The following is a 20,817-nucleotide window of genomic DNA, read 5'->3' as shown; positions in this document are numbered from 1 at the left end:
GTCGTAATTGGCCAGCCAGTCGAGGGCGGTCTTCTCATAGTGGGCGCCGCTCCAGCGCCAGGCGTCTTCGACCTCGAACAGGTCTGGGAACTGGCGGATCAGGTCGTGGCTGGGCATCACTCCGCCGGAGAAGAAGTGCTGGCCGATCCAGTCGGCCTCGTCGTCGACCTCGAAGCGATAGGGCGTGGTCTTGTGGGTGAAGACGTGGATGAACATGCGGCCGTCCGGCTTCAGCCAGCCGCGCGCACGGGTCAGCAGGGCGCGCCAGTTGGACATGTGCTCGAACATCTCCACCGAGACGATGCGGTCATAGCCCCCCTGGGATTCGAAGTCGTTCATGTCGGCGGTGACCACCGTCAGATTGCTCAGGCCCATGGCGGCGGCCCGGGCGCGGATGAAGGCCCCCTGGCTCTTGGAATTGGACACCGAGGTGATGCGGGCCCGGGGCAGGGCGCGGGCCATCCACAGGGACAATGAGCCCCAGCCGCAGCCGAGCTCCAGGATGGTCTGGCCGTCGGCCAGGCCGGCGTGGGCGGCGGTCTCCGACAGGGCTTTCTCCTCAGCCTCGGCCAGGGTCGCGGCGCCTTCTCCATAGAGGCAGGACGAGTATTTCAGCTGCGGTCCCAGCACGGCCGCGAAGAATGCGGCGGGCAGCTCATAGTGCTGGTCATTGGCGGCCTCGGTGTGCTCGGCGATCGGGCGGGCCGCCATCTCGCGGGCGAAGGCGGCCTCGGCGCCGGCCGGGGCGTCGCGCAGATTGCGCCGCGCATTGGTGACCAGGAACTCGACGGCGGCGCGACGCACCACATCCGGCAGCGGCGCCCCTTCAAAGGCCTGGATGGCGGCGGCGACGAGCGACATGGGAGAACCTCCGGGGTGGGTAGAGGCGCCAGCCTCCGAAATCGATACGCGCCGACCCCGCTTGGGGATGCATCCGACGGTTTGGCGCGTTCGTAACTTGAGCGTTCCGGACGGCTGAGGTCCGGTCAGCCAGAGATCGATGCGCCATGACCCGCCCCGCCCCTTCCCGTCCCCGCGTCGCCGTCGTGGGCGGCGGCATCGCCGGGCTGTCCAGCGCCTGGATGCTGAGCCAGACCCGCGACGTGGTGCTGTTCGAGGCGGACGGGCGGATCGGCGGTCACGCCAACACCGTCGACGCGCCGGGGACCAAGGGTCCGGTTCCGGTCGACACCGGCTTCATCGTCTTCAACGAGGCCAATTATCCGAACTTCACCGCGCTCCTGAAGCACCTGGGCGTGGCGTCGATCGCGGCGGACATGGCGCTCAGCGTGTCGCTGGACGACGGGGCCTTCGAATATTCCTCCAACGCCATCTTCGCCCAGAAGCGCAATGTGTTCAGCGCCCGGTTCTGGAACATGCTGCGCGACGTCACCCGCTTCTATCGCACCGGGCCGAAGGACCTGGCCGAGCTCGAGGCGCCGCTGACCAGCCTCGACGACTATCTGGCCCAGAAGGGCTATTGCCAGGCGTTCCGCGACGACCACCTGCTGCCCCAGGCGGCCGCCATCTGGTCGACGCCGCTGTCCGACATCCGCGACTATCCCGCCGCCGCCCTGATCCGCTTCTTCCAGAACCACGGCATGATGACGGTGTTCGGACGCGGCCTGTGGCGCACCGTGGCCGGCGGCAGCCGGGCCTATGTCACCCCGCTGAAGGCGGCCTTCACCGGCGAGATCCGCACCGGGACCCGGATTGTCGGCATCCGCCGCGACGCGGACAGCGTCACCCTGCGCGACGCCCAGGGCCGGGTGGAGCGGTTCGACGAGGTGGTGATCGCCACCCATGGCGACCAGGCGCTCGCCCTGCTGGAGGACGCCGCGCCCCAGGAGCGGAACCTCCTCGCCGCCTTCCGCTACAGCCGCAACCACGCGGTGCTGCACACGGACCCGGCGCTCATGCCCAGACGCCGCCGGGCCTGGACCGCCTGGAACCATATCGGCAGCCGCGCCAGGCCCGCTGAGGGCTGCGTCACCTATTGGATGAACGACCTGCAGAGCCTCAAGGACGCGCCGGACCTGTTCGTCACCCTCAATCCGACCAAGGAGATTGCGCCGGAGGCGGTGGTCCATACCGACGTCTATGACCACCCGCTGTTCGACGCCGCCGCCATCGACGCCCAGAGGAGGCTCTGGTCGCTGCAGGGGGTGCGCAGGACCTGGTTCTGCGGCTCCTATTTCGGTCATGGCTTCCATGAGGACGCCCTGCAGTCCGGCCTGGCCGTGGCCGAGGCCCTGGGCGGCGTGCGTCGGCCCTGGACGGTCGAGGGCGAGTCCAGCCGCATCCACCTGACCCCGCCGGACCTGGCGGAGGCGGAGCAGGCGGCGTGACCGAGCTCGCGTCCGGCCTCTATCCGGGGATTGTCACCCATGCGCGGCTGAAGCCCCGGGCGCATCGGCTGCGCTATCGGATCTTCATGCTGCTGATCGACCTCGACGAGGTCGAGACCCTGGGGCGGCGCCTGAGGCTGTTCCGGGCGGAGCGCTTCGCCCTGACCAGCTTCGCCCAGAAGGACCACCTGTCGGGAACCGGCGACCTGAAGGCCGAGGTGGCGCGGCATCTGGCCGAGGCGGGGATCGAGGGCGGCGGCCCGGTGCGACTGCTCTGCATGCCGCGCATCCTGGGCGGGGTGTTCAATCCGCTGAGCGTGTTCTTCTGCCACCGGGCGGATGGGACGCTGAGCGCGGTGCTCTATGAGGTCAACAACACCTTCGGCGATCGCCACTCCTATCTGATTCCGGTCGAGGGGCCGGGGGTGGTGCGCCAGGGGATCGACAAGGGCTTCTACGTCTCGCCGTTCATGGACATGGACCTGGCCTATGGCTTCCGCATCACCCCGCCGGACGAGCGGGTCGCCGTCGCGGTGGATGTGTCCGACGCCGAGGGCCTGGTGCTGAACGCGGCCTTCGCCGGCGAGCGCATCGAACTGACCGATCGGGCGATCTGGCGGGCGTGGCTATCGCATCCGCTGATGACCGTGGGCGTGATGGCGGCGATCCACTGGGAGGCCCTGAAGATCTGGCTGAAGGGCGAGCGGCTGCGGCCCCGGCCCAAGGCCCCCGCGCGGCCGGTGACGGTGGGCGTGGCGATCTAGGCGCGACGGCCACGCGACGGAGGTTTTGCGCTCAGCGTCAAAACAGCTCTGGCGTGCGCCGATCCGGCGCCGCAAGATTAGGCCATACCAAGCGATGGATATTTGAAATGAGTGATTCCCGCCCACCGGGTCGGGATGGGGCTGCGGCTGTCTCGATTGAGGCCCAGGTCGACCCCCGCCTTGCGCCCAAGGTCCTGCCCCGGATCGTGCGGCTGGCCATGAACTATCCGTGGCTGCTGTCCCTGGCCATGCTGACTTCCCTGGGTTCGGCGCTCTCCAGCCTGGCCCTGCCGCGCCTGCTCGGCCATGCCGTCGACCAGGCTCACCACCTGCTGGCCCAGGGCGGGGCCCAGGCCGGCGCTGCGCGCCAGGCCCTGTGGTTCACCGCCGGCCTGGTGATCGCGGCCACCATCGTGCGCGGCGTCATGACCATGCTGTCGGGCTATCTGGGCGAATATGTCAGCCAGCGTGTCGGCTATGACCTGCGCCTGCAGTTCTTCCAGCACTTGCAGAAGCTCTCCTTCGGCTTCCACGACCGGGTGCATTCCGGAGACCTGATCACCCGGGGCATGCTCGACCTGGAGGGCGCGCGAGTGTTCATCCAGGGCGGGCTGATGCCGATCCTGACCCTGATTCTGCTGCTGGGTTTCGCGGCCTATGAGATGCTCAGCGTCGACCTGACGCTGGGCCTGATCGGCCTGGCCTTCGTGCCCTTCGCGGCCGGGGCGCTGGGGCGGATGGGCTTCCTGCTGCGGGTCACCTGGCTCCGGTTCCAGGAGCTGATGGCGGCGCTGACGCTCACCATGGAGGAGAACCTCCAGGGCATCCGCGTGGTGCGCGCCTTCGCCGGCAAGGTGTTCGAGCTGACCAAGTTCGACGAGGCCTCGATGAAGGCCCTGGCCTATTCCTATGACCGCATCACCCTGCGGTTCCGGGCGGTCTCGGTGATGCAGGTGACCTTCAACGCCTCCATGGCCGGCGTGCTCTGGTTCGGGGGCCACAAGGTGGCGGCGGGGACCATGAGCGTCGGCACGCTCACCGCCTATCTGACCTATATGACCCTGTTGCAGACCCCGATCCGCCAGATCGCCATGATCTTCAATTCGGCGGCCCGGGCCACGTCTTCAGGCGCGCGGCTGTTCGAGGTGCTGGACCTGGAGCCGGAGATCGCCGATCGGGCGGGCGCCCGGCCGCTGGCGCCGACCCAGGGCGTGCTGCGGTTCGAGCATGTAGACTATGCCTATGCCCCGGGCGGCAAGGTGGTGCTGAAGGACCTGGAATTCGAGGTCGGCCCCGGCCAGACGCTCGGCGTGGTCGGGCCGCCGGGTTCGGGCAAGTCGACCTTGGCCAATCTGATCCCGCGCTTCTACGACGTCACGGCCGGCCGCATCAGCATCGACGGGGTCGACATCCGCGACGTGACCCTGGCCTCACTGCGAGAATATGTCGGGCTGGTGCAACAGGAAGCCTTCCTGTTCGATAGCTCCATCGGCCACAACGTCGCCTATGCCGATCCGTGGGCAGAGGAAGAGCGCATTGTCGGCGCCGCCAAGGTGGCCCAGATCCATGACCATATCGCCGGCCTGCCTGAGACCTATGAGACCCGGGTCGGCGAGCGCGGCGTGGCGCTCTCCGGCGGCCAGCGCCAGCGGATGAGCATCGCCCGGGGCGTGGTGCCCGGGCCAGGCGTGATGATCTTCGACGACTCGACCGCCGCCATTGACGCGGTGACCGAGCGCCGGGTGCGTGACGCCCTATCAGAGGCCACGCGGACCAAGGCCACCATCATCATCGCCCACCGGCTGTCGTCCCTGATGCATGCCGACCAGATCCTGGTGCTGGACGAGGGCTCGATCGTGGAGCGCGGGACCCATGCCGAACTGATCGCCGCCGGCGGGACCTATGCCGACCTCTATGAACTTCAGACCCGGGGCGACGCGGTGATCGACGATGACGCCGTCGTCGCGGCGAATGCGGAGGCGGACGCGTGAGCGACACCCTGAAGGAGACCCAGGCGCCTCGCCGCAAGACGCCGCGCGCCTCGCTCGGCAGCTCCGAGGGCGACGACATCTTCGGGACCTTCGACGTGGGCGTAGCCCGCCGGTTCCTGGCGTTCCTGACGCCGCACAAGCGCGCCATGGCGACCGCCCAGATCGCGGTCCTGATCTATGCCGCCTGCCAGGTGGCGATCCCCGCCATGGTCGGCCAGGCGGTCAACGCCGCCGTGGCCCGCGACGGCGCGCGGCTCGACCGAACCCTGATGATCTTCTCCGCCGTGGCGGTCGCCTACGCCATCTTCTTCTTCACGGCCGAGTGGCTGTCCTCGCGCCTGGCGCAGCGAGTGATCTTCGACGTCCGCCGCGCGATGTTCGCCCACTTCCAGGACGTGTCCCTGTCCTTCATGGACAAGACCCACGTCGGCCGAATCATGTCGCGCCTGCAGGGCGACGTGAACGCGCTGCAGGAATTCCTGGAGAGCATGAACGGCGCTCTGGGTGATTTCGTCATGCTGGTGGGCATCGCCGCCGTACTGCTGATCACCGACCTGAAGCTGGGTCTCTTGACCCTCACCGTGCTGCCGGCCCTGATCGCCATCCGCGCGGTCTGGCTGCCCTATTCCAAGAAGAGCTTCCGGGTGGCGCGCGACGCCTCCTCGACCGCCAATTCGGCGCTGGCCGAAAACATCAACGGCATACGGACGGTGCAGGAAAGCCGCCGCGAGGCGCTGAATTTCGAGCTCTACAAGGAAAAGGCCTTCGAGAACTTCAAAGCCCAGAACGGCGCCAGCTGGATGACCCAGATCATGGTCCCGACCGTCGATGTCCTGACCGGCTTCGCCATGGCGGTGGTCGTGGTGGTGGGCGGCGAGGCGGTGCTGGGCGGCCACCTGGCGGTGGGCGTGATGGTGACCTTCATCCTCTATGTGAACCGCTTCTTCGAGCCGGTGCGCATGCTCAGCATGCAGTACACGATCATGCAGCGGGCCATGGCGGCCGGGCACCGGATCTTCGAGGTGCTGGACGTGGCGGTGACCATCTCCGACAAGCCCGACGCCATTCCGCTGAAGGACGTGGCAGCCACGGTCGAGTTCCGCAATGTGACCTTCGGCTACGATCCCAAGCGGCCGATCCTGCACGACATCAGCCTGACCGTGCGGCCCAAGGAGGTGGTGGCCCTGGTCGGGCCGACGGGGTCGGGCAAGACCTCGATCATCGCGCTCACCCACCGCTTCTACGAGGTCGATCAGGGCCAGGTGCTGGTCGGCGGCCACGATGTGCGCGACGTGACGCTCGACAGTCTCGGCAAGACCATCGGCATGGTGCTGCAGGAGCCCTTCCTGTTCACCGGCACCATCGAGGACAATATCCGCTACAATACCGCGGCCAGCCTGGAGCGGATCGTCGAGGCGGCCAAGTCGGTCTCGGCCCACGACTTCATCATGCGCCTGCCCGAGGGCTACGACACCCCGCTGGGCCAGCGGGGCCGCAACCTCTCCATGGGCCAGCGACAGCTGATCAGCTTCGCCCGCGCCCTGGTCGCCGACCCGCAGATCCTGATCCTCGACGAGGCCACGGCCAATATCGACAGCTTCACGGAACAGGCGATCCAGAAGGCGCTGAAGGTCTTGTTCGCCGGTCGCACCTGCATGGTCATCGCCCACCGGCTGGCGACTATCCGCGACGCCGACCGCATCGTGGTGCTGCAGCAGGGCCGCATCCTGGAGCAGGGCGACCACGACGAGTTGATGGCGAACGGCGGGCTCTATTCCCACCTCTATACGTCCGCCCACGCCAGCTTCGACGATCAGGTGGTGGCGGTGACCGGGGATGCGGAGTTCGCGACCCGGACGTGACGCCATGCCCGAGGGGTCAGACCGCCCCCGGCCCGGCCCGCGTCTCCACTTCGCGCGCGTTCAGCGGGTCGTGGCATTCCGAACAGGTCATGACCGGCTGGAAGTCGCAGCCGCAGGTCCGGTGGCGGTGGAGCAGGGGCGGGCCGGCCTCGCCGGCATAGTGGCGGTCGCCGAAGTTCACCACGGCCATGATCACCGGATAGAGGTCCAGGCCCTTGTCGGTGAGGCGATACTCATGGCGCAGGGGGCGGTCCTGATAGGGGACCTTCTTCAGCACGCCCTCGTCGACGAGGGCCTTCAGCCGCTCGGCGGTGATGGTGCGCGAGATGCCCAGCCGGGTCTGAAAGTCGTCGAACCGACGGATACCGAGGAAGCAGTCGCGCAGGATCATCAGGGTCCAGCGGTCGCCGATCACCGCCACCGTGCGGGCGACGGAACAGGGCTGTTCGGCCAGGTCGTCCCACTTCATCGGCGTGCTCCAAAATCCCGAACCCTGATCTTCCATTGACCGGGTCCAGATTCAATACCATAGTCAGTCCAGAAAATAAACTTAATGGGTGAGGCGATGGCTGGCGAGCGCAAGGGCGTCTGTCTGGTGGTGGGCGCCGGGGACGGCGTAGGCGGGGCGATCGCCAAGGCCTTCGCGGCCGAGGGCCATCCGGTGGTCATTACCCGCCGCGCCCGTAATCTCGATCAATTGGAGGCTCTGGCCGCCGATATCCGCGCCGCCGGCGGGATCGCTCACGCCAAGGGCGTCGACGCCCGCGAGGAGGGCGAGATGGTCGCCCTGTTCGACCAGATCGAGGCCGAGATCGGCCCGCTGGAGGTGGTGGTCTTCAACATCGGGGCCAATGTCCGCTTCGGCATGGTCGAGACCACGGCCCGGGTGTTCACAAAGGTCTGGGAGATGGCCTGTTTCGCCGGCTTCCTGACCGGACGCGAGGCGGCCCGGGTGATGGGGCCGCGCGGCAAGGGCTCGATCCTGTTCACCGGGGCCACGGCCTCGATGCGCGGCCGGGAGGGCTTCTCGGCCTTCGCCGCCGCCAAGGCTGGCCTGCGGATCATGGCCCAGAGCCTGGCCCGCGAGATGGGACCCAAGGGGATCCACGTGGCCCATGTGGTGGTCGACGGGGCGATCGACGGGGTCTTCACCCGCGCCAACCGCACCGACGTCGAGGACCTGCTGGACCGCGACGTGATCCTCAAGCCGGAACAGATCGCCGCCAATTATGTGTGGCTGCACCAACAACAACGCTCGGCCTGGACGCATGAACTGGATCTGCGCCCGTGGTCGGAAACCTGGTGAGGGGAGACGCCGCCATGACCAAGACCATCGACTTCATCTTCGATTTCGGCAGCCCGAACGCCTATCTCAGCGACAAGGTGCTGCCGGGGATCGCGGCCCGCACGGGCGCGACCGTGAACTACATCCCCGTGCTGCTGGGCGGGCTGTTCAAGCTGACTGACAACCAGCCGCCGATGGTCGCCTTCGGGCCGGTGAAGGGCAAGCTGGCCTATGAGGCCAGGGAGACCGAGCGGTTCGTCAAGAAGCACGGTCTGACCGCCTATCGCTTCAATCCGCACTTCCCGGTGAATACGCTCTTGATCATGCGCGGCCTGGTCGCCGCCGGCCGGCAGGGGGTGGCCGAGCCCTATCGCGCGGCGGTGCTGAAGGCGATGTGGGAGGACGGCCAGAAGATGGACGATCCGGCCGTGGTCGCCGCCGTCCTGACCGCCGCCGGTCTCGACGCCCAGGCGATCCTGGCGGCGACCCAGGACGCTGAGGTCAAGGCCGAGCTGATGGCCAATACCGAGGCCGCCGCGGCGCGCGGGGCCTTCGGCATCCCGAGCTTCTTCGTCGGCGACGAGATGTTCTTCGGCAAGGACCGGCTGGGTCAGGTCGAGGAAGAGCTGGCTTAGCCGACCCACCGCTTGAACAGCACGCAGGCGTTCACCCCGCCGAAGCCGAAGCCGTTGGAGAGCACATAGGTGAGCTCCGCCTTGCGGGCGGTGAGCGCCACCAGATCCAGACCCTCAGCGGCGGGGTCGGGGTTTTCCAGGTTCAGTGTCGGCGGGACGATCTGGTCGCGCAGGGCCAGGACCGAGAACACGGCCTCAAGACCGCCAGCGGCGCCCAGCAGGTGGCCGGTGGCCGACTTGGTGGAAGAGATGGCGGGGCCGGAGCCGGTCCCGAACACCGAACGGATCGCCGCCAGCTCGCCGAGGTCACCGACCGGGGTCGAGGTGGCGTGGGCGTTGAGGTGGCCGACCTCCGACGGGGCGATGCCGGCCTGGGCGAGCGCAATGCGCATGGCCCGCGCCGCGCCGTCGCCGTCCTCCGGCCCGGCGGTCAGGTGATAGGCGTCGGCGCTGGTGCCGTAGCCGACCAGCTCGGCGATGGGGGTCGCGCCCCGGGCCAGGGCGTGTTCCAGGGTCTCGATCACCAATATGCCGGCGCCCTCGCCCATGACGAAGCCGTCGCGGGCGGTGTCGAAGGGCCGTGAGGCCTTGGTGGGCGTGGCGTTGAAGTCTGACGACAGGGCGCGGGCGGCGGCGAAGGCGCCCAGGCTGACCCGGTCGATGGTGGATTCCGCCCCGCCACAGATGGCGATGTCGGCCTCGCCGGCGCGGATGATCCGGGCGGCGTCGCCGATCGCCTGGACGCCCGCAGCGCAGGCGGTGACCGGCGCGCCCAGCGGGTCCTTGAAGCCATGGCGGATCGACACCCAGCCGGCCGACAGATTGGCCAGGAACGACGGCACGGTGAAGGGTGACAGCCGCCGCACGCCGCGCGAATCGGTGATCCGCACCGCCTCGGCTATGGCCGGAAAGCCGCCGATGCCGGTGGCGATGACGGTGGCGGTGCGGCCCTTGGCGTCCTCGGTGTCCGGCGCCCAGCCGGACTGGGCGATGGCTTCGTCAGAGGCGGCCAGGGCGAACTGGATGAACCGGTCCATCTTCTTCTGGTCCTTGCCCGAGACCGCCGCGTCGAGGTCGAAACCGCCTTCAGGGTCAGCAGCCAGATCCGGCACCCGGCCGGCGACCTGGGCAGGGACATCCGGAGCCATTTCCGGGGGCAGGGCGACGAGGCCGGATTGCCCGGCGATCAGGCGGGCCCAGGCGGTTTCGGTTCCGCAGCCGAGCGGTGAAACCACGCCCAGACCGGTGACGACGATGCGGCGCATGAGGCTCAACTCCAGGCGTGATCCTTGGGCGGAAGCATCGCCCACGGGGTTGCATATAGGGTTCGCCGGGGTCGCGCCTATAGGTTCCTGCGCCGGGCTTTCCTCGCCAAGGGCTCCGGCCTAGGGTCGCGCGCCTGTCGAAGTCGCGGAGTCCGGCCCATGCGTTTTCTTCCTCTCGCCCTTGCGCTCTTCGCCCAGGCGGCGGCCTTGCCGGCGATCGCCCAGACCAAGATCGCCGATCCGGCGCGGATGGACGCGGTGATCAAGACCTTGGCCTCGGACGCCTTCGAGGGGCGGTCGCCAGGCTCGGCGGGGGAGACCAGGACGGTCGACTACCTGCTGGCCCAGTTCAAGGCGGCGGGGCTGCAGCCGGCCGGGGACAAGGGGAGCTTCGTCCAGGACGTGCCGCTGCTGCACACCCAGATCCAGTCCGGGGCGCGGTTCAGCTATGCGGTCAAGGGCGAGACCACGGCCCTGGCCCAGGTCCAGGACCTCTACGCCATCAGCCTGCAGCCCCAGGACAAGGTGGCGATCAAGGACGCGCCCCTGGTGTTCGTGGGCTATGGGGTCACCGCGCCGGAGCGGGGATGGGATGATTTCAAGGGCGTCGACCTGAAGGGCAAGGTCGCGGTCATGCTGATCAATGACCCGGACTTCGAGGCCCAGGCTGGCGAGCCGGTCGCCGGCAAGTTCGGCGGCCAGGCCATGACCTATTACGGCCGCTGGATCTACAAGTTCGAGGAGGCCGCCCGGCGCGGCGCCGTGGCGGCCCTCATCATCCATGAGACACCCGGCGCGGGCTATGGCTGGTCGACCGTGACGGCCCCTGGCGGCGAGGGGTTCGACATCGTCCGCGCCGATCCGGCCCAGGAGAAGGTGCAGCTGCAGGCCTGGATCACCCGCGACGCCGGCGCGGCCCTGTTGGCCAAGGCGGGGCTCGACCTCGATGCGCTCAAGGTCCAGGCGCGCTCGGCGGCGTTCAGGCCGGCGCCCCTGGACGGCGTGACCTTCTCCGCCGACTTCGGCCTGACCCACGACCAGGTGATGAGCCACAACATCATCGGCAAGCTGCCCGGCAAGACCCATCCGGAGGAGAGCGTGATGTTCTCCGCCCACTGGGACGCCTTCGGAATCGGCGCGCCGGACGCGCACGGCGACAGGATCCGCCGAGGCGCTGCTGACGACGGTACGGGAATCGCCGGCGTGCTGGAATTGGCCCGGGCCTTCAAGGCGCTGGGTCCCACCGACCGGACCACGGTCTATGCGGCCTGGACGGCGGAGGAGCGCGGCCTCCTGGGCTCGGAGCTCTATGGCCTGCACCCGACCGTCTCCCTGCCGAAGATGGCGGCCAATTTCACCATGGACACCCTGCAGACGGCAGGGCCGTCCCACGACGTGGTGCTGATCGGCTATGGCCAGAACCAGCTGGACGAAATGCTGGCCAAGGCGGCGGCGGGTCAGGACCGCACCGTCACCCCCGACGCCCACCCGGAGCGCGGCCTGTTCTATCGCGCCGACCACTTCCCCCTGGCCAAGCACGGGGTGCCGGTGCTGATCCTGATGGGGTTGGGCGGCGGGCCGGATTTGGTGAAGGGCGGCCGCGCGGCGGGCGAGGCCTGGGTCAACGCCTTCACCGCCAACTGCTACCACAAGGCCTGCGACGCCTGGCGGTCCGACTGGGACCTGACCGGCGCGGCCCAGGACGTCGACCTGCTCTATGTGATGGGCAAGGCCATCGCCACCAGCCGGACCTGGCCGCAGTGGAAGGCGGGCTCGGAGTTCAAGCCGGTTCGCGACGAGACGGCGGGATTGAGGAAATAGGTCCGGGTTACGGATGCTTCATCCGTCCCCCGTTGCGCCGGATCAATGCCGGGGCCAAATAATCGCGGCCAAGGTCTGATCTTGGCTTTTGCTCTCGAGGAGCTCTCATCTTGTCGACCCTTCGCAATCGTATGGCGCGCGCGGCCCTTATCGTGCTGGCCCCGCTCCTGATCGCCGGCTGCGGCATCAACAACATTCCCACCAAGGAAGAGCGCGCCAAGGCCCAGTGGGCCGAGGTGCAGAACCAGTATCAGCGCCGGTCCGACCTGATCCCCAACCTGGTGGAGACGGTGAAGGGCTATGCGGCCCAGGAGAAGAGCGTGCTGGTCGAGGTGACCGAGGCCCGCGCCTCGGCGACCCAGGTCAAGGTCGACGCCTCCACCCTCAGCGACCCGGCCAAGTTCCAGCAATACGCCCAGGCTCAGGACAAGCTGTCGGGCGTGCTCGGCCGGTTGATGATGATCCAGGAGCGCTATCCGGACCTGAAGTCGAACGAGAACTTCATGGCCCTGCAGTCGCAGCTGGAGGGAACCGAGAACCGCATCGCCATCTCGCGCCGCGACTATAACGAGGCGGTCCGCGACTATAATCTGGAGTTCAAGACCTTCCCCAATTCGTTCTGGGCCGGGTTCCACAAGGACTCCAAGCCCATGGAGATGTTCACGGCGTCGGCGTCGGCCCAGACCGCGCCCAGCGTCAGCTTCGCGCCGGCGGCCGGCGCCGCGGCGGCCTCCATGCCTGTGCCGAAGGCCCAATGATCGGCCTCAGGGGATCGCGGGGACCGCTTGTCCTCGCGGTCCTGGGCTTCCTGGCCCTCGCGGGTTCGGCCTTCGCCGCCCCGAAATTCCCGGCCCTGACCGGCCGGGTGGTCGATGAGGCCCACCTGCTGTCGCCGGCGGCGAACGAAAAGCTGACCGGCGAGCTGGCCCAGCTTGAGACCCAGACCGGCCACCAGCTGGTGGTCGCCACGATCCCCAGCCTGCAGGGCTATGAGATCGAGGACTATGGCTATCAGCTCGGGCGGACCTGGGGCATCGGCTCCAAGGCGCAGAACGACGGGGTGATCCTGCTGGTCGCGCCGGCCGAGCGGAAGGTCCGGGTCGAGGTCGGCTACGGCCTGGAGCCGGTGCTGACCGACGCGCTGTCCAGCGTGATCATCCAGGAAAAGATCCTGCCCCAGTTCCGGGCCGGCCATATGGAACAGGGCGTCGTCGACGGCGCCGAAGCGATCATCGCCCAGCTGGGCCTGCCGGAAGACCAGGCCAAGGCGATCGCCCAGGCGCCGCCGCAGCAGGCCCGCATCCGCACCCAGGGGACCCACATCCCTGGTTTCGTGATCCTGTTCATCATCATCTGGGTGGTGAGCGCCCTGCTGCGCGGACGGCGCGGCGGGGGTGGCGGCCTGTGGTGGCTGCCGCTGATGTTCCTGGGCGGCGGTCGTGATCGCGGCGGTTGGGGCGGCGGTGGCGGGGGTTTCGGCGGGGGCGGGGGCTCGTTCGGGGGCGGCGGCTCCTCTGGAGGATGGTGAGATGCTGACCGATCAGGACCGGGCCCGGGTCGAGGCGGCGGTGACCGCCGCCGAGCTCAAGACCCGGGGCGAGATCTATTGCGTGGTGGCCGGGGAATCCTCCGACTATCGCGAGGTGCCGGTGGCCTGGGCGGCGATCGCGGCCCTGGCGGCGCCGGCGGTGCTGCTGCTGGCCGGCGTGCATGTGACCGTGCCCGACCTGTTCGCCGACGGCTGGACGGCCTCCCAGATCGGGGCGGCGGCGGAATCGGCCGCCCGCGCGGCCTTGGGCGGGGCCATACTGCTGCAGGGCGCGATGTTCGTGGCCGTGGCTATTCTGCTGTCGATCCCGCCGCTGCGCAGGTTGTTCACTCCGCGCAGCCTGAAGCGCGAACGGGTGCGGCGCCGCGCCCGGGAGCAGTTCCTGGCCAAGAACATGACCTCCACCCGCGAGCGCACCGGCGTGTTGATCTACGTCTCCACAAAGGAGCGCATGGCCGAGCTGATCGCCGACGAAGGCATCTCGGCCAAGGTCGACGCCAAGGCCTGGGACGGCGCCATGGCCCTGCTGGTGGCCGGCGTGAAGGCCGGCAAGCCGGCCGAGGGTTTCGAGAAGGCCATCGCCCACTGCGGCGAGATCCTGGCCGAGCACTTCCCGGCCGACGAGACCGACAATCCCAACGAACTGCCCGACGGCATCGTCGTTCTGCCCTGACGCCGCTCCTCCCTCTCCCCGCCGGCGGGGCGAGGGCTTGCACCTCCCGATCTCAGCAGGCCAAAGTCCCCGCCTCTCGGGGGACATCCATGCTCGCACTGCTCGCCTTCGCCATGGTGGCGACCTTCATGACCCTGATCATGAGCGGGCGGGTCTCCGCCCTGGTGGCGCTGACCCTGACGCCGGTGGTGTTCGGGCTGCTGGCCGGGCACGGGAGCGATCTTGGGCCGATGATGCTGGACGGGGTGAAGACCCTGGCCCCCACCGGGGTGATGTTGGCCTTCGCCATCCTCTATTTCGGCCTGATGACCGACGCCGGCCTGTTCGATCCCCTGGTGCGGCTGGTGGTGCGGGCGGCGCATGGCGATCCGGTGCGGATCACGGTCGGCACGGCGATCCTGGCCCTGCTGGTGTCGCTGGATGGGGACGGCTCGACCACCTATCTGATCTGCTGCACGGCCATGCTGCCGCTCTATCGGCGGATCGGCCTCAATCCCCTCGTCCTGGCCTGCCTGCTGATGCTGGCCTGCGGGGTGACCAACATCACCCCCTGGGGTGGTCCGACGGCGCGGGCGGCCAGCGCGCTGCACCTGGACGCCGGCGCCATCTTCACCTCCATGCTGCCGGCCATGGCCGCCGGCGCGGTCTTCATCATCGCGGTCGCGGTCATGATGGGGCGGGGCGAACGGGCGCGGCTGGTGCGGCTGTCGGGGGACGGACAGCTGCATGTCCCCGGCGACGCCGATCTGGCCCTGGACCTGGTGCGCGGCAATGACCTCACCGAGCGGCCGAAGCTGATCTTCGTCAACCTCGCCCTGACGCTCGCCCTGCTGGCGGCCCTGGTGATGGGGTCATTGCCGCTGCCGGCGCTGTTCATCATCGCAACCGCCCTGGCTCTGACGATCAACTATCCGTCGGTCGAGGCCCAGAAGGCGCGGATCGCGGCCCACGCGCCCAATATCCTGCCGGTCATCGCCCTGATCTTCGCGGCCGGCGTCTTCACGGGCATTCTCAAGGGCACGGGCATGACCGAGGCCCTGGCCGACGCCGTGGTGACGGCGATCCCCGTGAGCCTGGGCCCGCACCTGGCCCCGGTGACGGCGGTGCTGTCGATGCCCTTCACCTTCTTCGTCTCCAACGACGCCTTCTTCTTCGGGGTGCTGCCGGTGCTGTCGGAGGCTGCGGCCAAATACGGCGTCGCGCCCATGGAGATGGCGCGGGCCGCCCTGACCAGTCAGGCGGTCCACCTGCTCTCGCCCCTGGTGCCGTCGACCTATCTGCTGGTCGGGCTGGTGCGCGTGGAACTGGCCCAGCACCAGAGGTTCACCCTGCCCTGGGGGATCGCGCTCAGCCTGGTGCTGCTGGCCGCCGCGATCGCGACCGGGGTGGTCCCGATCTCTGGCTAGCCCGATCTCTGGCTAGCCGGATCTCTGACTAGAAGGCGACCTCAAGCCGGATATTGGCGACCACCGCGTCCTTGAGGGCGCGGTCGGCGCTGGGGCGGTGGATATATTGCAGGTCGGGCTGCAGCCGCACCTTGGGCGACAGCTGGTCGGAATAGGTCAGTTCGACCAGGGTCTCGGCCTGATCGAGGGCCTGGCCGGCGTCGAAGGCGTTGGCGCGATAGCCCTTGGCCAGGCGCACCTGGCTGAGGCCGACGGCGAGGGTCGAGTCGGGGCGTGAGGCGAACAGCGGCTGGACCTGAAGGCCCGCCTGCCAGGTCGCCTTCAGCGGCTGGGTGTCGCCCTCGGACAGTCCGCCCTTGAGGAAGGCGGTGGTGGTCGCCGTCACCGGCTGCTCCACCACCAGGAAGGCGCCGTACGGCCGGCGACGCAGGGGGGCGCCAGAGGCGTCAACCGCGCGCTGGTCGTCCATGCGCTGCGTATAGGTCCAGGCGCCCAGGGCGAGCTTGCCGTGGCCGGTCCAGCCGGCCTCGGCGATCAGCAGTTCGCCGTCCTCGAAGCCGGTGTCGACGCCGCCGGGCTCGCCGGGGACGCCGACATGGGCGTTGACCACGGCGGCCTGCAGGTAGCTCGTCTTGGTCGGTCGCCAGACCAGGCGGGCGCCCAGCGCCGTCGACGGATAGGCCGCCGCGCCGGAAGGGCCGGAGCCCGCCAGCTCGGGATTCATCCCGAATGCCGGGCCGAGCAGCAGGCCGGCGGAATCGGCCACGCCGAACTCGCCGCTGACGTCATAGAGGCCCAGTCGCAGGGCGGCGCGATCGCCGGCGAAGCTCTGCTCGAGCCAGGCCTGATAGAGACGCGGCCGGCGCGAGCCGACCTCGATATTGTCGACGCCCTGCAGGGTGGCGGCCAGATCATTGGGCGCCTCGCCGCTGGTGTTCAGCAGGTCGAGATGCGCGTTGGCGCCCCGCCAGCCGATGGCGCGGTCCAGATCGAGATCAGCCGACAGGGTGAGCGCATCAAGATGGCGCGCGCCGGTCTGAGCCCCGCCGTGGGCGACGTCGACAAGATCGAGCTTGTAGTCGAGCGCCAAGACCAGGGCAGACGCTGGCGCGTCTTCCGCGTGAGCTTGAGAAAGTCCGCCTGCCATCACTGTCGCGATGCAGGCGGACGCAAGAATTCGAGCGCCGCGAAGTCTTCGCGAACGCGCTGGATTTTGCCAGCTCATTATATTTATGCCCCACCAGATGTTCTGGTCTTTTGTTGTTGAGGCACCTTGGACGAGGAAACTTAAAATCGGGTGTGGGGGACGTGAATCGGGTCTTAACCTGAGAGCCCTTCCTCTATACTCAGATCGGGCTATGCTGAGCACCTGCGGGGCGGTTGGCCCGGCGCTTGCTCCCGTCTTCGGGTATTGGATCAAACTGGGCCAAGACCATGAAAACCCTTGCCGCACTTAGCCTGATCACCCTGGTGACCGCCGTCGCGTCCCAGGCCTCGGCCCTGCCGTCCCGGGCTGGCGCCGTCTCCGCGCCCCAGGGTCTGACCCTGTTCGCCCCCGCGGTGGCGCAAAATGCCGCAGGCGCCCGGGTCGAGGGCGCCATTTGCCGCCTGGGCCCGGTCCCCTCGGTCAAGCTTGGCGAGCTGTCGGTGGAGCATGTCGGCCCCGACGGCCAGACCCTGGCCGTGGAACCTGCCCGTGTCGCCCCGGCGCTGCGCGACCGTGGCGCCCGCTGCGCCTATTACCATGTGCAGACCGCCTGGGTCGTGGCCCCCGCCGATAGCGTGCAGGTCTGCCTGACCAGTGCAACCGGTGGCGCCCCTTCCTGCGTGCGGCGCCCAAATTAGGCGCCTTGGCGGCGTTGAAGCCGCGACCGATGCGCCCTGAGCGAACGATGTTCGGATTTCATTAAGCACAAGCGGGCCTCTCTCCTCGACTGTATCGCGGAGACTGCCAGCCATGTCGCACCCCAAGACCGAAGGCGCGCGCCCCAAGGCGATCGAGCGCTTCATCATTGGCGCGACCCTGGGTCTGGTGATGGTCGCGGCGGGCCAGGCGGCCCTGAGCGCGGCCTATGGCCAGTTCGCCAACCATGAGCGCGCGGTCGAGAACGCGCGCGACGACAGCGTGAATTCCAAGATGCTGGAGCTGGCGGTGCTGCAAAAGCAGATCCAGCTCGAGATCGTTCAGGTCCAGCAGTTCCTGACCGACGTCTCCGCCACCCGGGGTCTCAATGGCATGGACGACGGCTGGAGCGAGGCTGAGGCCAACGCCCAGGCCTTTGGCCGCGACGTCGACCGCGCCCAGGCCCTGGCCCACGAGCTGAAGGCCGAGGAACTGGCCGGCGCGCTGGCGGCGGTGAAGGACAAGTTCCCCAACTATTACAGCATCGGCCAAGGCATGGCCCACGACTATGTCAATGGCGGCGCCGAGATCGGCAACGCCACCATGCCCAGGTTCGACGCAGCCAGCAGCGATCTGGCCGGAGAGGTCGAGCGGGCGGCCAAGTCCCTGAAGACGGTCCAGGACCAGATGGTCATCGAGAACGAGCGCCACGAGAGCGGCCTGGCCAAGCAGCAGAACATGGCGGTGGTGGTCTATGGGATCATCGCCCTGGGCGCGGGCGTCTGGGGCATGATGCTGATCGCGCGCCTGCGCCGCCGGGTGCTGCGCCCCCTGGGCGACCTGGCCAACTATATGGGCTTCCTGGCCGAGGGCGACTATGAGCGCCCCATCCCGTTGAAGGCCTCGAACGACGAGCTGGGCCACATGGTCAAGTCCGTGGGAGTGTTCCGCGAGGCCGCCCTGGAGCGCAAGGCCGCCCGGCTGCAGCAGGAGGACGACCGCAGTCAGGCGGAGACGGCCAAGGCCCGCCACGACGCCGAACGCCGTCAGGCCGACGCCCAGCGCGCCGAGGTGGTCGCCACCGTGGCCTCCGCCCTGTCGCACCTGTCGGACGGCGACCTGACCGCGCGGATCGACGCTGACCTGGCGGCCGAGTACGCCGCCCTGAAGGCGGACTTCAATGCGGCCTCCGAGCGCCTGGCCTCGACCATCACCCAGATCCGCGAATCGGCCGGCAGCGTCGGTGTGGGCGCCGACGAGATCGCCGCCGCGGCCGATGACCTGTCGCGTCGCACGGAGCACCAGGCCGCCAGCCTGGAAGAGACCGCCGCAGCCCTGGACGAGATCACCGCTACGGTGAAAAAGACCGCCGCCAGCGCCATCGAGGCTCAGGCGCGGGTCGCCGAGACCCATGAGGAAGCCCGCACCACCGAACAGGCGGTCAGCGCGGCCGTGACCAAGGTCGGCGAGATCGAGGCCTCCTCCAGCAAGATCGGCCAGATCATCGGCGTGATCGACGAGATCGCGTTCCAGACCAATCTGCTGGCCCTGAACGCCGGGGTCGAGGCGGCCCGGGCGGGTGAGGCCGGCCGTGGCTTCGCGGTGGTCGCCGCTGAGGTCCGGGCCCTGGCCCAGCGCTCGGCCGGCGCGGCCAAGGAGATCAAGACCCTGATCGGCGAATCCAGCCAACGGGTCAGCGAGGGCGTCCAGCTGGTCGGTCAGGCCGGCGGCGCCCTGACCCGGATCCTGGAGCGGGTGGGCGGCATCTCCGTCCTGGTCCAGGAGATCTCGGCCACCGCCAAGGAGCAGTCGCTCGGCCTGTCGGAGGTCAATACGGCGGTCAACCAGATGGACCAGGTCACCCAGCAGAACGCCGCCATGGTGGAAGAGACCACCGCCGCGGCCCATTCACTGAAAGGCCAGGCCCAGGTGCTCGACCAGCTGGTCTCGGCCTTCCGGCTTCCCGGACGTGAGCAGGCGGCCCGCCGTAGGGCCGCCTGATCCTTCAGGATCAGTGCGGGATATAGGTCCGCAGCACGTCCTCGATGATCCGCTCCAGCTGGGCCAGGGTGTTGCACTGCTTGGCCACATGGCAGAACCGCTCATAGCGGTGCATGACGCTGTCGCCCTGGCCCCAGTAGCTTTCGGGCTCCGGGTTCAGCCAGATCACCGCGCGGCTGCGCTTCTGGATGGTGGCCAACAGATCCAGGCGCGGGTCGGCGTAGTTCGACCGCGCGTCGCCCAGGATGATCACCGTGGTGTGGCGGTCGATCTGGTCCAGGTGCTGCTCGCAGAAGTCCTCGAGTGACTTGCCATAGTCGGTCTGCTGAAAGCCGATCTGCTTCAGCACCTCCAGAATGGCGGTCTCGATCCGGTGCTCGTCGAGCACGGCGTTGACGCTGATCATCCGGCCGGAGAAGGCGAAGGCCTCCATGCGGTCGACCACCTCGTTCAGCGAATAGAGGAAGGTCAGCAGGAACTGGGCGGCGGCGGCCACCGACTTGGACACATCGCAGATCGCCACGATCGACGGCTTTGCGATCTTCTTGGTCTTGAAGACGATGTCGAACGGCATGCCGCCATAGCCCATGGACTTGCGCAGGGTGCGGCGGACGTCGAGGTGACCGGTCCAGGCCACGTGGCGGCGGCGCGAATAGCGGTCGGCCAGGCGCTTGGCCATGCGCTTGACCAGGGCCTGCATCATGGCCTGGTCGACCGGGTCAATGCCGCCCTCCGAGTTCAGGGCCTTGCGGGCCAGCAGATCCTCGCGGAGGTTCTTGCCGCTCTCGGCGGCGTAGAGTTCGTGCTGGCGCTCCACATAGCGGCTGGCCTCCTGGGACAGGGCCTTGCGGGCGGCCTCCAGGCGCAGGCCGGCGGCCTCGGTGCGGGCGTCCTCGGACTTGCGGGCGGCGGCGATGATCCGCTCGATCTCCGAAAGGCCCATCTCCTCCAGCAGTTTGCGGGTCAGGCGGCTGCGCTGGGTGGAGAGCCGAATCTGCGAGACCTGGGCGCGGTCGGCCGCCTCCTCCATGGCCTGGGCGAGCGCGGAGGCGTCGCCGTCCATCAGCATGCGGGCGAGCTCCGACTGCTCGGCTTCGGGCGGCAAATCCTCAAGCCCTTCGCCGTCCTCGGCGGAGGGCGGCGCGGCCTGGAAGCTGTCGCGGGTGAAGAAGGTCTCGAAGATCCGGTCGAAGCGATCGACCTCCTCGGCGCTCTTGGCCAGGGTGGCGCAGAGCGCGTCCTTGAACAGCACCCGGTCCTCGAAGCCCACCAGGGCCACGGTGCGGTGGGCGTCGATCGCCTCGGCCGGCGAAATACGGACATCGGCGGCGCGAAGCGCGCGGAAGAAGTCCTCGAGCGCGGTCTGCATCGGCG

At 68.6% G+C, this 20,817-nt stretch carries 18 protein-coding genes; 13 read left to right on the top strand and 5 right to left on the bottom strand.

Translation table 11 applies throughout. From position 1 onward, the window contains the following. Nucleotides 1–861, bottom strand: an 861-nt coding sequence (locus tag Q7P21_RS04945; protein WP_304176033.1) for a cyclopropane-fatty-acyl-phospholipid synthase family protein, incomplete at its 3' end; no start/stop codon positions are given. 146 nt (nt 862–1,007) lie between these two features. On the opposite strand from Q7P21_RS04945, the gene Q7P21_RS04940 reads away from it, so the two are divergent. The 4 genes from Q7P21_RS04940 to Q7P21_RS04925 all read left to right on the top strand — a co-directional run bounded on the left by Q7P21_RS04940 (nt 1,008) and on the right by Q7P21_RS04925 (nt 6,965). Then, nucleotides 1,008–2,348, top strand: coding sequence for an NAD(P)/FAD-dependent oxidoreductase (locus tag Q7P21_RS04940; RefSeq protein ID WP_304176031.1), 1,341 nt, complete (start codon nt 1,008–1,010; stop codon nt 2,346–2,348). Then, complete coding sequence (locus Q7P21_RS04935; RefSeq protein WP_304176029.1) at nt 2,345–3,112, top strand: DUF1365 domain-containing protein; 768 nt, start codon at nt 2,345–2,347, stop codon at nt 3,110–3,112. Before Q7P21_RS04940 ends, Q7P21_RS04935 begins: the two co-directional genes overlap by 4 nt. A 107-nt stretch (nt 3,113–3,219) precedes the next feature. Further along, entirely contained in the window at nt 3,220–5,103 is a 1,884-nt protein-coding gene (locus Q7P21_RS04930; RefSeq protein ID WP_304176027.1) for an ABC transporter ATP-binding protein, read from the top strand. Continuing rightward, a complete protein-coding gene (locus Q7P21_RS04925; RefSeq protein ID WP_304176025.1) occupies nt 5,100–6,965 on the top strand; it encodes an ABC transporter ATP-binding protein in 1,866 nt (621 codons plus the stop codon). The genes Q7P21_RS04930 and Q7P21_RS04925 overlap by 4 nt, the downstream gene beginning before the upstream one ends. A gap of 16 nt (nt 6,966–6,981) precedes the next feature. On the opposite strand, the gene Q7P21_RS04920 is transcribed toward Q7P21_RS04925, so the two are convergent. Further along, on the bottom strand, nt 6,982–7,434 hold the full coding sequence (locus Q7P21_RS04920; protein ID WP_304166832.1) for a helix-turn-helix domain-containing protein: 453 nt from the start codon (nt 7,432–7,434) through the stop codon (nt 6,982–6,984). Nucleotides 7,435–7,530: 96 nt separating this feature from the next. Here Q7P21_RS04920 and Q7P21_RS04915 point away from each other — a divergent pair, with 96 nt between their 5' ends. Further along, entirely contained in the window at nt 7,531–8,271 is a 741-nt protein-coding gene (locus Q7P21_RS04915; RefSeq protein ID WP_304176035.1) for an SDR family NAD(P)-dependent oxidoreductase, read from the top strand. Nucleotides 8,272–8,285: 14 nt separating this feature from the next. After that, the gene (locus Q7P21_RS04910) at nt 8,286–8,885 is read left to right on the top strand and encodes a 2-hydroxychromene-2-carboxylate isomerase (protein WP_304176023.1); all 600 of its coding nucleotides are present in this window, start codon (nt 8,286–8,288) and stop codon (nt 8,883–8,885) included. Here the strand turns inward: Q7P21_RS04910 and fabF are convergent. Beyond that, nucleotides 8,882–10,150 carry a beta-ketoacyl-ACP synthase II gene (fabF, locus tag Q7P21_RS04905; RefSeq protein ID WP_304176021.1) on the bottom strand — a complete coding sequence of 423 codons (1,269 nt, stop codon included), beginning with the start codon at nt 10,148–10,150 and terminating at the stop codon, nt 8,882–8,884. The two genes, Q7P21_RS04910 and fabF, sit on opposite strands and share 4 nt — an antisense overlap. Nucleotides 10,151–10,309: 159 nt before the next feature. Here fabF and Q7P21_RS04900 point away from each other — a divergent pair, with 159 nt between their 5' ends. The 5 genes from Q7P21_RS04900 to Q7P21_RS04880 all read left to right on the top strand — a co-directional run bounded on the left by Q7P21_RS04900 (nt 10,310) and on the right by Q7P21_RS04880 (nt 15,599). Beyond that, nucleotides 10,310–11,971 (top strand): M28 family peptidase, encoded by a 1,662-nt coding sequence (locus tag Q7P21_RS04900; protein WP_304166839.1) that lies wholly within the window; start codon nt 10,310–10,312, stop codon nt 11,969–11,971. 131 nt (nt 11,972–12,102) lie between these two features. Further along, nucleotides 12,103–12,729: a LemA family protein gene (locus Q7P21_RS04895; RefSeq protein WP_304166860.1), complete on the top strand. Its 627-nt coding sequence runs from the start codon at nt 12,103–12,105 to the stop codon at nt 12,727–12,729. After that, nucleotides 12,726–13,499 carry a YgcG family protein gene (locus tag Q7P21_RS04890; protein WP_304166842.1) on the top strand — a complete coding sequence of 258 codons (774 nt, stop codon included), beginning with the start codon at nt 12,726–12,728 and terminating at the stop codon, nt 13,497–13,499. The genes Q7P21_RS04895 and Q7P21_RS04890 overlap by 4 nt, the downstream gene beginning before the upstream one ends. 1 nt (nt 13,500) lies before the next feature. After that, nucleotides 13,501–14,193 carry a TPM domain-containing protein gene (locus Q7P21_RS04885; protein ID WP_304166845.1) on the top strand — a complete coding sequence of 231 codons (693 nt, stop codon included), beginning with the start codon at nt 13,501–13,503 and terminating at the stop codon, nt 14,191–14,193. Between the two features lie 89 nt (nt 14,194–14,282). After that, the gene (locus tag Q7P21_RS04880) at nt 14,283–15,599 is read left to right on the top strand and encodes a CitMHS family transporter (protein WP_304176019.1); all 1,317 of its coding nucleotides are present in this window, start codon (nt 14,283–14,285) and stop codon (nt 15,597–15,599) included. Between the two features lie 28 nt (nt 15,600–15,627). On the opposite strand, the gene Q7P21_RS04875 is transcribed toward Q7P21_RS04880, so the two are convergent. Further along, nucleotides 15,628–16,689 (bottom strand): carbohydrate porin, encoded by a 1,062-nt coding sequence (locus Q7P21_RS04875; protein ID WP_304166851.1) that lies wholly within the window; start codon nt 16,687–16,689, stop codon nt 15,628–15,630. Nucleotides 16,690–17,033: 344 nt separating this feature from the next. Here Q7P21_RS04875 and Q7P21_RS04870 point away from each other — a divergent pair, with 344 nt between their 5' ends. Together Q7P21_RS04870 and Q7P21_RS04865 are read left to right on the top strand one after the other, a co-directional pair. Next, nucleotides 17,034–17,444, top strand: a complete 411-nt coding sequence (locus Q7P21_RS04870; RefSeq protein ID WP_304166852.1) for a hypothetical protein — start codon at nt 17,034–17,036, stop codon at nt 17,442–17,444. Between the two features lie 112 nt (nt 17,445–17,556). Beyond that, nucleotides 17,557–19,443, top strand: coding sequence for a methyl-accepting chemotaxis protein (locus Q7P21_RS04865; protein WP_304176017.1), 1,887 nt, complete (start codon nt 17,557–17,559; stop codon nt 19,441–19,443). Nucleotides 19,444–19,453: 10 nt separating this feature from the next. Here Q7P21_RS04865 and Q7P21_RS04860 read toward each other — a convergent pair whose 3' ends face one another. After that, complete coding sequence (locus Q7P21_RS04860) at nt 19,454–20,812, bottom strand: VWA domain-containing protein (RefSeq protein WP_304176015.1); 1,359 nt, start codon at nt 20,810–20,812, stop codon at nt 19,454–19,456. Nucleotides 20,813–20,817: the final 5 nt, after the last annotated feature.

The sequence above is a fragment of the Phenylobacterium aquaticum genome (genome assembly GCF_947378715.1).
Classification (GTDB): domain Bacteria; phylum Pseudomonadota; class Alphaproteobacteria; order Caulobacterales; family Caulobacteraceae; genus Phenylobacterium; species Phenylobacterium aquaticum_A.
This window is presented reverse-complemented; position numbering and strand designations above follow the sequence as displayed.